Annotated in this window: 10 protein-coding genes; 6 read left to right on the top strand and 4 right to left on the bottom strand. The window is 65.1% G+C overall.

The features are described 5' to 3' along the window. Positions 1 to 246: 246 nt before the first annotated feature. A complete protein-coding gene (locus ACN0T5_RS12480) occupies positions 247 to 2808 on the top strand; it encodes a GcvT family protein (RefSeq protein ID WP_417768928.1) in 2562 nt (853 codons plus the stop codon). Positions 2809 to 2826: 18 nt separating this feature from the next. After that, positions 2827 to 3840, top strand: a complete 1014-nt coding sequence (bmt, locus tag ACN0T5_RS12475) for a betaine--homocysteine S-methyltransferase (protein WP_417768927.1) — start codon at positions 2827 to 2829, stop codon at positions 3838 to 3840. Between the two features lie 132 nt (positions 3841 to 3972). Here bmt and ACN0T5_RS12470 read toward each other — a convergent pair whose 3' ends face one another. The 3 genes from ACN0T5_RS12470 to ACN0T5_RS12460 all read right to left on the bottom strand — a co-directional run bounded on the left by ACN0T5_RS12470 (position 3973) and on the right by ACN0T5_RS12460 (position 7850). Beyond that, positions 3973 to 6009, bottom strand: coding sequence for a TRAP transporter permease (locus ACN0T5_RS12470; protein WP_417768926.1), 2037 nt, complete (start codon positions 6007 to 6009; stop codon positions 3973 to 3975). A gap of 70 nt (positions 6010 to 6079) precedes the next feature. Next, positions 6080 to 7084, bottom strand: a complete 1005-nt coding sequence (locus ACN0T5_RS12465) for a TAXI family TRAP transporter solute-binding subunit (RefSeq protein ID WP_417768925.1) — start codon at positions 7082 to 7084, stop codon at positions 6080 to 6082. A gap of 37 nt (positions 7085 to 7121) precedes the next feature. Then, positions 7122 to 7850 (bottom strand): GntR family transcriptional regulator, encoded by a 729-nt coding sequence (locus ACN0T5_RS12460; RefSeq protein ID WP_417768924.1) that lies wholly within the window; start codon positions 7848 to 7850, stop codon positions 7122 to 7124. Positions 7851 to 7976: 126 nt separating this feature from the next. Here ACN0T5_RS12460 and ACN0T5_RS12455 point away from each other — a divergent pair, with 126 nt between their 5' ends. Next, the gene (locus ACN0T5_RS12455; protein ID WP_417768923.1) at positions 7977 to 8720 is read left to right on the top strand and encodes an SDR family NAD(P)-dependent oxidoreductase; all 744 of its coding nucleotides are present in this window, start codon (positions 7977 to 7979) and stop codon (positions 8718 to 8720) included. Positions 8721 to 8804: 84 nt separating this feature from the next. Here ACN0T5_RS12455 and ACN0T5_RS12450 read toward each other — a convergent pair whose 3' ends face one another. Continuing rightward, complete coding sequence (locus tag ACN0T5_RS12450) at positions 8805 to 9707, bottom strand: helix-turn-helix domain-containing protein (protein WP_417768922.1); 903 nt, start codon at positions 9705 to 9707, stop codon at positions 8805 to 8807. A gap of 244 nt (positions 9708 to 9951) precedes the next feature. On the opposite strand from ACN0T5_RS12450, the gene ACN0T5_RS12445 reads away from it, so the two are divergent. The 3 genes from ACN0T5_RS12445 to ACN0T5_RS12435 form a co-directional block, all read left to right on the top strand. Further along, positions 9952 to 10989: a TRAP transporter substrate-binding protein gene (locus ACN0T5_RS12445; protein WP_417768921.1), complete on the top strand. Its 1038-nt coding sequence runs from the start codon at positions 9952 to 9954 to the stop codon at positions 10987 to 10989. A 114-nt stretch (positions 10990 to 11103) separates the two neighbouring features. Continuing rightward, positions 11104 to 11607 (top strand): TRAP transporter small permease, encoded by a 504-nt coding sequence (locus ACN0T5_RS12440; protein WP_417768920.1) that lies wholly within the window; start codon positions 11104 to 11106, stop codon positions 11605 to 11607. Further along, the coding region (locus tag ACN0T5_RS12435; protein WP_417768919.1) for a TRAP transporter large permease subunit at positions 11604 to 12111 on the top strand (508 nt) is incomplete at its 3' end. The genes ACN0T5_RS12440 and ACN0T5_RS12435, both read left to right, overlap by 4 nt.

Genomic DNA, 12111 nt, shown 5'->3' with positions numbered 1-12111 from the left:
CGGTTCGGCCCCCCTCAACCAGCAATTGCCGATAGGTCAGCCCGGGTTGCCTGTCAACAGCTCTCTCTGTGTCCGGGCCGCGCCCGGCATCTTCCCGGCGCCGTCATTTTGGCGGGCGCGTGTCGTCGCGGCGATGCCTGCATGACGCAATCAGGCCACCGGGCGTCGCGCTCCATGGCGATACTTCGTGGCGAGGGAGCGCGTCGGCAGGCCTGCCGCGCCGCGTCCATGCAAGAGGGATGAAGGATGTCAGCGTTTCCTGACAAGGCACAAATCGTCATCGTCGGTCTGGGGGGCATCGTCGGCGCGTCGATCGCGCACCATCTCATCGGGCGCGGCTGGACCGACATTGTCGGCATCGACAAGTCCGGCATTCCGACCGATATCGGCTCGACGGCGCACGCCTCCGACTTCTGCTACACGACCAGCCACGATTTCCTGTCGACCTGGACGTCGCTCTACTCGGTCGATTTCTTCGAGCGCATGGGCCATTACGAGCGGATCGGCGGTCTTGAGGTGGCGCGAACCGGCGACGACACCTGGATGGAGGAGATCCGTCGCAAGGTGACTTCAGGCAAGGCTTTCGGCACCCGGGCGCGTCTCGTCACCCCGGCGGAGATCAAGGCGCTGTTCCCGCTGATCGAGGAGGACCAGGTCCAGGGCGGCCTGTTCGATCCCGATGCCGGCCTCGTCATCCCGCGCTCGCAGACGGTTGCCGGCAAGCTCGTCGACGAGGGCGAGAAGACCGGCAAGCTGAAGGCCTTCGCCAACACGCCGGCGACGTCGCTCGTGGTGGAGGGCGGCCGCATCGCGGGCGTCGTCACCCATCGCGGGACCATCCATGCCGATCACGTGATCGTCTGCGCCGGCCTGTGGGGACGTCTCATCGCCGAAATGGTCGGCGAGGACCTGCCGGTCATGCCGGTCGACCATCCGCTCACCTTCTTCGGTCCCTTCAACGCGTTCGAGGGGACCGGCAAGGACATCGGCCATCCGCTGCTGCGCGACCAGGGCAACTCCGCCTATATGCGCGACACCGGTGATCCGAAGACGGCCGATGGCGGCCAGATCGAGTGGGGCTATTACGAGACCACCCATCCGCGCATGTGCCATCCGCGCGACCTGCTGGAGAAGAACGAGGCGCGCCTGTCGCCCTCGCAGCGCGATCTGGAGATGGAACAGGTCATCGAGCCGCTGGAGCGCGCCATGGAACTGACGCCGATCCTCGGCGAACTCGGCTACAACGAGGGGCATTCCTTCAACGGGCTCCTGCAGGTCTCCGCCGCCGGCGGCCCGTCCTGCGGCGAAAGCCAGAAGGTGCGGGGCCTCTGGTATTGCGTCGCCATCTGGGTCAAGGACGCGCCCGGCTACGGCAAGCTGATCGCCGACTGGATCACCGACGGGCGCACCGGCATCGACCACGCGGCCATCGACTATGCGCGCTTCTATCCGCATCAGCTCACGGAAGAGTTCATCGAGGGACGCTGCTACGAGGCGGCGCAGAAGATCTACTATCCCGCGATCCATCCGCGCGAACCCTATGCGAGCGGGCGCGGCGTCAAGCGCTCACCCTTCCACGAGCGCGAGGTCGAACTCGGCGGGTATTTCATGGAGCTCGGCGGCTGGGAGCGTGCCCATGGATATGCCGCCAACCAGCACCTTCTGGAAACGTACGGCGACCGGGTGCCGGTTCGGGAAAACGAGTGGGACAACAGACACTTCTGGCGGGTGTCGAATGCCGAACACCTGGCCCTGAGCGAGGATTGCGGGATCATCAACCTCTCGCATTTCTACATGTTCGAGGTCGAGGGCCCGGATCATGTCGAACTTCTGGAATGGCTCTGCGCCGCGAAGATCGGCGGCGACGGCAATGTCGGCAAGGGCATCTACACCCATTTCCTCGACGACGAGGGGATGGTGCGCGCCGATCTCACCGTGTTCCGCATGGCCGACCGCTGCCGCATCGTCGACGGTGCCGATGCCGGCCCGCGCGACTTCCACTATGTGAAGCGGGTGGCGCAGGACAAGGGCTTCGACGTCACCGTCACCGATGTCAGCGAGCGCTACACGACCATCGGCATCTGGGGCCCGAACGCGCGCGAGAACCTGAAGAAGGCCGTCGCCGATCCGGCCGGCCTCGATCCGGAAAACTTCCCCTTCGCCGCCATCCGCCAGATCGGGATTGCGGGATGCGATGTGATGGCGCTCAGGCTCTCCTATGTCGGCGAGCAGGGCTGGGAGCTGCACATGAAATACGAGGACGGCCTTGCCGTCTGGGATGCGTTGCGCTCGCTCGGGGTCATCGCCGTCGGGGTCGAGACCTATGCCAATTCGCGCCGTCTGGAAAAGTCGCTGCGCCTGCAGAATGCCGACCTCCTGACCCAGTACAACCTCTATGAGGCGGATCTCGCCCGGCCGAAGGTCAAGGAGGCCGACTTCCGGGGCAAGGCGAAGCATCTGGAATACCGGGCGCGGGACCATCAGCCGGCCATGCTCTGTACGCTGGTCATGACCGACAATGTGGATGCGAGCGGCGTCGCGCGCTTCCCCGTCGGCAACCTGCCGGTGATGGACCCCGAAACCGGAAAGACGCTGGTCGACGAACTGGGGCGGATTTCCTACACGACCTCCATCGCCTATGGCCCGACCGTGGGCAGGAACATCGCGCTCGCCTACCTGCCCAGGGAGTACTGTCAGGTCGGCCGCAAGCTGAACGTGGAGTATTTCGCCGAAACCTTCCCGGTCGAGGTCGCAGGCGTCGGCTACGCACCGCTCTACGATCCGCAGAACCTGAAGCCGCGCAGCTGAAGCTGGAAAGGAATGACGATGAACGCGCTTGAGGCGTTGCTTGCGGAAAAGGGCACGCTGCTCGCCGACGGGGCGACCGGCACCAACCTCTTCGACATGGGTCTGACCTCCGGCGATCCGCCGGAGGAGTGGAACGTCACCCAGCCGGAGAAGATCCGCACCCTGCACCGCAATTTCGTCGAGGCGGGCGCCGACATCATCCTGACCAACACGTTCGGCGCCAACCGCCACCGCCTCAAGCTGCACAGGCTCGAGGGCCGCGTGCACGAGCTCAACAAGGCGGCGGCCGAGCTTGCCCGCGAAGTGGCGGAGGCATCCGGGCGCGACGTCATCGTCGGCGGCTCGGTGGGTCCGACCGGCGAGTTGTTCGTGCCGCTCGGTGCCTTGACGCATGAGGACGCGGTCAAGGCCTTTGCCGAACAGATCGAGGGGCTGAAGGCGGGCGGCGCCGATGTCGCCTGGATCGAGACCATGTCGGCAGGCGAGGAGATGCGCGCCGCTGCGGAAGCCGCCGCGAAGGTCGGCATGCCTTTCGTCGTCACTGCCAGTTTCGACACGGCCGGGCGCACCATGATGGGCCTGCCGCCGGCCGGTCTCGGACAACTTGCCGGCGAGTTCGCCTGCACGCCCGTCGCCTATGGCTCCAATTGCGGCGTCGGCGCCTCCGACCTGCTCGCGGCGGTGCTGGAAATCACCGCCGCCTATCCCGGCGCCGTCGTCATCGCCAAGGCCAATTGCGGCATTCCGGTCATTCGCGGCGACGAGGTGGTCTATACCGGCACGCCGGAGCTGATGGCCGACTATGCGCGGCTCGCGATGGATGCCGGCGCCCGCATCATCGGCGGCTGCTGCGGCACCTCCTATGCGCACCTTGCGGCGATGCGCGGGGCCATCGACACGCACGAGGCCGGCACAAGGCCAGGCGTTGCCGACGTCATCGCGCGCATCGGCCCGCTTGTGTCACCGCCAGCCGCCGCTCCCGCTGGTGGTGAAGACGGCGAGGGCGGCCGGCGACGCAGACGACGGGGGTAGGCCTCGGCTTCTTCAGTGCGAAGGCTCTCGATTCTCCGATTCCGCTTCGACGACACTGGAGATGAAAGCGCCTGGAGCGGCTGGAAAAAACGCCTGCGGCAGGGTCTCCCGCAGGCGCAATGTGCCGATTGGTCAGGTGATGGCGGCCGCCTGTGCCCGTTTTTCCTTCACCTGCAGGAGGATGACCGGGGCGAGCAGGGCGAGCCCCACGGCCATGGTCGCAAGGCCGGGAGCGATGAACAGGAAGGCCACGGCGCCGGTCCACCAGCGCTCCCATTTGCCCATCGGCGCCAGCAGGTAGCCGGAGAAGGCGACGCCGAGACAGCCGATGCCGAGCATCGCCCCTGTCAGGGTGACGGCGAAGGCCGACCAGCTGAAGTCGGCGGCCACAAGCAGGAGCGAGGGCGAATAGACGAAGACGAAGGGCACCAGCGCCTTGGCGATGCCAAGGCGAAAGGCGGTGTTGCCGGTCTGGAACGGATTTGAGCCGGAAATTCCGGCGGCCGCATAGGCGGCCAGCGCCACCGGCGGCGTGATGTCCGCCAGGACGCCGTAGTAGAACACGAAGAAATGCGCCACCAGCGGCTCCACCTGCTGCACCGCAAGCGCGGGCGCGGCGACAGCGACCAGGATGATGTAGGTCGCGGTGGTGGGGATGCCGGCGCCCATGATGATGCAGGCAATGGCGATCATGATCAGCGAGACGAACAGCGTCCACTGGGCGACGGTGAAGGCCGACAGGGGCCAGAGGCCGCCGAAGACCGCGCCGATATCGTTGGCGGTCTGGACAATCATGTAGCCGAGGCGGAAGCCGACGCCGGTCAGCGTCACCACCCCGACGACGATGCCGACTGTCGCGGCCGCCGCGCCCACGGCCAGCGTGTTCTTTGCACCTGCCGCGAGCGCGTTCCAAAGATCGAGCGGCGTCAGCCGGTTGACCGGATTGAGCACGCCGACAACGACGCAGGCGATGATCCCGTAGACGGCGGCATAGTCGGGTGTCCGGCCGGAGAGGATCAGGTAGACGAGGACGATCAGCGGAATGATCGAGAGCCAGTGCTGCTTGAGGACGACGCCGAACTTCGGCAGCTCCGCCGCGCTGAGACCGCGCAGGCCGAGGCGCTTGGCCTCCAGATGCACCATCGTCAGGATGCCGAAATAGTGCAGAAGCGCGGGAAACAGCGCCGCCGCCAGCACGTCGCGCAAGGGGATCTGCAGGTATTCCACCATGATGAAGGCGGCCGCGCCGAGGATCGGCGGCGTGATCTGTCCGCCCGTGGAGGCGGTTGCCTCGACCGCCGCGGCGAAGCGCGGCGGATAGCCGACGCGCATCATCGCCGGGATGGTGAGGGCGCCGGTGGTCACCGTATTGGCGATCGACGAGCCGGAAATCGTGCCCATGAAGGCGGAGGAAAAGACAGCCACCTTGGCAGGTCCGCCGGAATAGCGGCCGGCCACGACCATGGCGACATCGATGAACAGCTGACCCAGGCCGATGCGGGTGGCCAGCACGCCGAAGACGATGAACAGGAATACGTATTTGGCCATCACGCCGATGGCGATGCCGTAGATGCCCTGGTTGGTCATGTAGAGATGGTTGACGAGACCGAGCCAGGAGGTGCCGCCATGCTTCAGCGGGCCGGGCATCCAGGGGCCGAACAGGGCAAAGCCCATGAACAGCAGGGCGATGATCGGCAGGGTGATGCCGACCGAGCGCCGGGTTGCCTCCAGCGTCAGCAGGATCAGCGCGGAGCCGAAGAAGATGTCGACGGGAGCAGGGTTGCCGACGCGGATGGCCAGCGTCTGGGGTGATTGAAGCGGCAGGTACATCGCCGCGCCAACGGCGAGCACGGCCAGAAGCATGTCGACATAGGGAATGCCTTCCACCCGGTACCAGCGGTTGGGCAGCATCTCGCCCTGCGAGAACGTGCGCCAGGAAAACAGCAGGAAGACCAGGCCGAGGACAAAGGAAAGATGGATCGCCCGGTGCATCAGCTCGGGGATCAGTGCGAAGCCCGCAGCATAGAAATGGTAGATCGACATGATCGCCAGCAGGCCCGTGATCAGCGGCCCGATGCGTGGTCCGACCGGACGGAAGGCCGTCTCGGGATCGAACTTGCGCTCGATTTCGGCGAGCTCTTCGGCGGAAAGGGTGGGGGCGGAGACCATGGTCGATCCTTTGCATGGAAAACCCCGGAAACGCGGTGTGCGCTTCCGGGGGCATCCGATCTCGGGGAGATTACTTCAGCAGGCCGGCTTCGCGGTAGAACTTCTCGGCGCCCGGATGAAGCGGGATGCCGATGCCGTTCAGCGCCGTTTCCTTGGTGATCGCCTTGCCCTTGGCGTGGCCGGTATCGAGAAGCTTGCGGGTGTTGTCGTTCCACAGCGCCTTGGTGATCCCGTAGACCAGCTCCTCGGATTCGTCCGCGCTGGTGATCCACTGGGCGCCGACCGCGACGGTCGTGGTTGCCGGCACGCCCTCATAGGCACCTTCCGGAATGTCGGAGGACGAGAAGAAGCCGTACTTGCCGATGAGCGCGTCCGCGCCGTCGCCCTTGATCGGAACGAGCTTGATCTTGACGGCGGAGGCCAGCTCGACGATGGCGCCGGTCGGGTAGCCGCCGACAAAGAAGAACGCGTCGATCTGGCCGTTGCGAAGGGCATCGCCCGCCGCGTCCGGCTTCAGCGCCTCGGCATTGATGTCGCTGACGCCAAGGCCGGCCGACTCGAGGATCAGGTTTGCGTCCACATAGGTGCCCGAGCCCGGCTCGTCGAGCGAGACGCGCTTGCCCTTCAGGTCGGCGACGGAATCGATGCCGCTATCGGCCAGCGCCACCAGGTGGATATGTTCGGGAAACAGCGCGGCGATGGCCCGCAGCTTGTCGGCCGGCGCCTGGCCATCCATCGTGCCGGTGCCGGTGAAGGCCCAATAGGCGACGTCCGACTGGGCGAAGCCCGAGTTGCGCAGGCCGGAGGAGATGGCGTTGAGGTTGTCGACGGAGCCGCGCGAGGACACGGCCGAGGCGATCAGGCCGGGCACGCCGCAGCTGCCGCCTTCCTCGCAGGGGCGCGAGCCGGGCGGGTTGGAAATCGCGTTGGCGATGACGCCGCCGACCGGATAGTAGGTCGCCGCGGTGCCGCCCGTGCCGATGGTAAAGAACTTGAGATCCTGCGCATTGGCGGCACCCGCCGTTGCAACCACGGCTGCGAAAGCCGCGGTTTTCAGGAATTTCGAGATGTTCATGTTGATTTCCTCTCTTCAGGTTTGCGTCGACATGCTGTCATTCGACGTTTTTTGAGCTGCTCATCGAACGTATGAGTGCGGAGTATTTGTTCGCGCTCTTGGTGATATGGCTTCGCAACAGGGTCTGGCCTCTCGCGGTATCGCCCTCAAGCGCGGCATCCTTCAGTTCGGCATGCTCCTGCGCACTCGTTTCGACCCATGAGCGCCTCTCGTCTTCCGGGATGGCGAGCGCATGGGCAGCCAAACGATGGCGGCGTCCTAGCTCGTAATGCTGGGTCACAAGGTCCAGCAGGCGAGGCGAGCCGCAATTCTGTGTCAGTGCGATGTGGAAGTTGGCGTTGCGTTCGTCCCACTCCAGCGCGAAGCCGACGGGATCGAGAATCAGTTCCTGCTCCACCTCCTGCAATGCGTGATGCGCGGCAACAATCGCGGCCCGCCAGTTGCGATCGCTCTCCTTCACCGACCAGGCGAAGGCAAGGCATTCGAGTTCGGCCCGCACCCGTGCGATGTCGCTCTGTTCCTCGGGGGAGAAATCCTGGACGAAGAAGCCCTTGCCTTCGGCGGCGCCGACAATGCCCTCTCCGACGAGCATCGACAGCGCTTCGCGCACGGAAGGATGGGAAATCTTGTGCTCCCGTTTCAGCGCATCGATGTTCAAACGCGAGCCGGCCGGGATGATGCCAAGGGAGATGTCGCGGCGGATGCGGTCCGACAGCGCAGTGCTCACCGATTTGCGTTGCTCCCCCACCGAGCCTGCCCTCCCCACGATGCCTCCTTGTCTGGCATCGCGACATCCCGCCGTCTAACACCCTGAAACTATGACGGATATTATTGATTGTAAATATGATTTATGATCGTAATATGATTATGAAATCATAATCGGATAATAAGAATGCTAAGATCTGTCGTGTTCGGTGCAGCGGGCGAGTTGGGGGCGGCAATAGCTGCTTCGTTGCGAGAGCGCGGCGACAGGCTCGCCTTGCTGGACCTTGATGCGATGGCGCTACGCGGCCACGCGCAGGACTGGTCGGCACAGGTGGATCTGTCGTCCAGTGTCTCCGTCACCGCGGCACTCGCCGAAGCTTGCGAGCGTCTCGGGGGCGTGGATGTGGTCGTGAACGCCGCCGGCATCGTTTCCCGGTCCCGTATCGAGGATCTTGAAGCAGGGGAATTCGCCCGGGTTCTCGATATCAACCTTGTCGGCGCGTTCCGCATCACCAAGGCGGCGGGCGAGGTGATCGGAGCGGCAGGTGGAGCGATCGTGCACCTTTCGTCCTGCCACGGGCAACGAGGGGGGCCGTGTCGGGCCGCCTACGCCGCCTCCAAGGGCGGGCTCGAAGCGTTCATCCGGGCTGCGGCGACGGAACTGGGCCCGAGATCGATCACCATCAATGCCGTGGCTCCGGGGCCGACCGGCCGCGGGATGGGCAACGGGAATCCTGTTCGGGACGTCTTCGCGGCCGCTTCGCCGATGCGCCGGGTGGGTGAGGGCGGGGACGTCGCGGCGGCGGTCGCCTTCCTGACGGGATCCTCGGCGCGTTATATCACCGGGCATGTGCTGCCGCTTGACGGCGGTGCCTCGGCCACCAGCGATCTGACGATGTTTGCCGTGCGCTCCCAGGCCGGGTGTCCGTGAACCGTGTTTTCGTGAGCGCGGTACAGCTACCTTGCGCAGGTTTCGCCGGGCAGCCGGTCATGCCCGCAACGCCGGGTCCAAAGTTCAGGGCGCGATCGCGTATTTGTCGATCAGCGCCTCGAGATAGGCGGCCGCATCCGCCCCCTTCAGCGCGTTGCCCCACAGCCGCTCCGCAATGGTCTCGTGCAGCGTCATTGCCTCCGTCGCCGACGTGATCAGGGCGACACCGAGGCGCACATTGGGCTGCTCGCCCAGCCGGAACGGGCTGATCGCCAGCACCGAACGGCTTGTCTGGCGGAAGATCTGGAAACTTGTGGCCGGCACCGGTTCGCGCACGATGCCGATCTGGATGCCGATCGGCTGCTCGCGCAGCATGGCCAGGAGATATTCCGTCTCTCGCCGCGCCATCAGGCGGCGGCAGTCGACGGTCGCGGCCGGCAGGTCGTGACGGCCGATAAGCCCGTGCAGGAGGAAGCGTTCGAGGTCGGCGGAGGAGATCAGGCTGACGATCAGCGGCCGGCGCAGGCGGAAGGCCTCCTTGCGTGCCCGCAGGATGTTGACGAGTCTGCCGACCGCCTCGGCGGCCTCTCCGTCCGGGTCGGTGCCTTCGGGAATGGACTCGCTCAGCACTTCCTTGAGGATGTCGTCATAGGCGTCGGACGTGAGCAGGTAGGACATGGGGCCGAAAAGCCCGATGATCTGCTGGCACTCGTCCTCCATCTGTCGCATGCGTTCGAAGAAGCCGATGGCGGTGCTGACATATTCGACGCCGACGCCAAGCAGGCTCGGCAGCGAGACGCCCAGTTCGTCGGCGATCGAGTTCAGCATCTCGATCTTGCGGATCTCGCCCTTCTCGGCGCGGTAGAGCGCGGCGCGGGAAATGCCGAGCTTTTCCGCCAGGGCGTCGGGGGTCAGGCCCTTTCCGAGGCGATAGGCACGCAGCCGGGCGCCGATATCGCTGAACCGGATTGTGTCTTCCTGGGTCAATGCGTGTTCCCGTGGACTTCGAGATATCCCTTGCCGGGACGCATATTCCTGGCCGGGCCGCCGGAGATCAATTGCACGGCTCAATTAGTGCATGATAATCAGTTCTTGGATCAAATGTCCAATTGTCTCATTTTTGAGATGAATTATTGACATGGTCCGGACTGCTCAATACGCTGCTTCCTTCCGCGCGTGTTCCGCGCCAAGAAGCAAGAATGTTTCCCGTGCCAAAAAGAGGTGGAGCCCTATGACACATTCAATCGGAAAGCCGGCAATTCGCAAGCTGGCGACGACGGCGATCCTTGCCGTTGCCGGCGTTGCGTTTTCCTCCGGCGCCTTCGCGGCGGATTTCGTCGCCAAGATCGGCCATCTGGAGTCGACGCAGCAGTCCCGCCACGTGCACCTGGAGAAGGTCGCGGCGCTGGTCGCCGAACGGACCGGCGGTGCGGTCGAGTTCCAGATCTTCCCGCAAGGCCAGCTCGGCGGGCAGCGTGAGATGACCGAGGGCGTCCAGCTCGGCTCGCTCGAGGCGACGGTCGCTCCTGCCGCCTTCCTCGGCGGCTTCAATCCGGCAATCTCGATCCTCGACATCCCCTTCCTGCTTCCCGAGGACGACGAAAAGGCCCAGGCCCTGCGCTCCGGCCCGTTCGGCGAGGCGCTGTGCGAATCCTTCGACAGCCGCGGCGTCGAGTGCCTGATGCTGTGGCCGAACGGCAAGAAGAACTTCACCTCCAACAAGCCGCTGGCGTCGATGGAGGACTTCTCCGGCCAGAAGTTCCGCGTGATGGATTCCAACATCCTGATCGAGCAGTTCAAGGCGGTCGGCGCCTCGGCCATCGCGCTGCCCTTCGGCGAGCTCTACACCTCGCTGCAGACCGGCGTGGTCGATGCCCAGGAGAACCCGCTCGACACCATTCGCGCGATGAAGTTCTACGAGGTGCAGAAGCACCTGGTGGTCTCCAACCATGGCGCGATGGAGGACGTGATCCTCTTCAACCCGACCTTCTGGTCCAGCCTGCCGGAAGAGCATCGCACGGTCATCACCGAGGCTTTCGCCGAGGTGATCCCGGATCTCATCGCCCACAAGAAGGCTGCTGTCGCCGCCTCGCTTGAGGAGATCAAGGCCGCCGGCGTCGACGTCCGCGAGCTCTCGGCCGAGGAGAAGGTCGCGTTCCGCGAGGCGATGTATCCGCCCGCCCGCGACGCCTATGTGCAGGGCGCCGCCGAGGAAGGCCTGCAGCTCGTCCTTCTCTACGAGCAGGAATACGCCGCGCTCGGCAAGTAAGCGCCGGCACACCCGCATGCGGGCGCGGCCCGGACCGCGCCCGTCTCTGCCCGACCTGCCCGCCGCCTGGCGACGGGCAGGTCGGTCCCTCCAGCGGAATTCCGGAGAAGGTCAATGCGCAATGCCCTCTCGATCCTGCGCACCGTAGAGCGGTCGGCGCTGGTCCTGATATTCCTGACGATGGTGGGGCTCTACTTCGTCAATGTCGTCGTACGCACCTCGGGCAGTCCCCTTGCCACCAGCCTCGGCTGGATCGAGGAAGCGGTTCGGCTGATGAACCTCTACCTGGTCTTTCTCGCCATCGGCTATGCGCTGGAGATCGGCCGACATGTCGCCGTCGACACCTGGCGTGACCGCATCGCCGCCGCGAGCGGCCTGCCCATCCGCCGGATCATCGACGCCGTCGGGTTTCTCTTTGCGCTCTATGTCGTCTGGCTCAGCTGGAAGATGACCCTCTTCGTCTTCGGCTCGGGGCAGAAAAGCCCGACGCTCGGCCTGCAGATGGGCTGGATCTACGTCGCGCCCATGGTCGGCTTCGGGTTGCTCGCCCTGCGCTACCTGCTGAGTTTCCTCGGGTTGATCGAGCGCACACCGTCACGGGAGCCCGACGAGGCATGATCCTTCTTATCCTCATTGTTGCGCTGGCCGTTGCGCTGCTGGTCGCGGGCTTCGAGATGTTTCTCGTGCTCGGCGTGCCCGCGCTGCTGGTCAAGCAGATCTTCTATGGCACGCTGCCGGACCCCGTCGTTGTGCAGAAGATCGTCGGCGGCATCAATCACTCGACCCTGCTTGCCATTCCCTTCTTCATTCTCGCTGCCGAACTGATGGGCGAGGGGCAGATCGCGAAGCGTCTGACCGGTCTCGTCCAGTCGCTGCTCGGCCATCGCAAGGGCGGCATCGGCTACACGATCGTCGGCGGTTCGATGGCTTTCGGCTCGGTCTCGGGCTCGGCGCCGGCAACGGTCGCCGCCATGGGCCGTCTCGTCTATCCGGAGATGCGAAAGGCCGGTTTCAGCGAAAAGTTCTCGCTCGGCCTGATCGCCTCCAGCGCCGAGACGGCGCTGCTGATCCCGCCCTCCATCACCTTCATCATCTATGGCTGGATGACCGGGACCTCGGTCG

The sequence above is a fragment of the Stappia sp. genome (genome assembly GCF_048261845.1).
Classification (GTDB): Bacteria; Pseudomonadota; Alphaproteobacteria; order Rhizobiales; family Stappiaceae; genus Stappia.
The sequence above is the reverse complement of the archived record's forward strand: the minus strand, read 5'-3'. Positions and strand labels throughout refer to the sequence as shown.

Coding starts and splice junctions, on each gene's coding strand:
- ACN0T5_RS12480 (WP_417768928.1), top strand. CDS start 247: ATGTCAGCGTTTCCTGACAAGGCACAAATCGTCATCGTCGGTCTGGGG.
- bmt (WP_417768927.1), top strand. CDS start 2,827: ATGAACGCGCTTGAGGCGTTGCTTGCGGAAAAGGGCACGCTGCTCGCC.
- ACN0T5_RS12470 (WP_417768926.1), bottom strand. CDS start 6,009: ATGGTCTCCGCCCCCACCCTTTCCGCCGAAGAGCTCGCCGAAATCGAG.
- ACN0T5_RS12465 (WP_417768925.1), bottom strand. CDS start 7,084: ATGAACATCTCGAAATTCCTGAAAACCGCGGCTTTCGCAGCCGTGGTT.
- ACN0T5_RS12455 (WP_417768923.1), top strand. CDS start 7,977: ATGCTAAGATCTGTCGTGTTCGGTGCAGCGGGCGAGTTGGGGGCGGCA.
- ACN0T5_RS12445 (WP_417768921.1), top strand. CDS start 9,952: ATGACACATTCAATCGGAAAGCCGGCAATTCGCAAGCTGGCGACGACG.
- ACN0T5_RS12440 (WP_417768920.1), top strand. CDS start 11,104: ATGCGCAATGCCCTCTCGATCCTGCGCACCGTAGAGCGGTCGGCGCTG.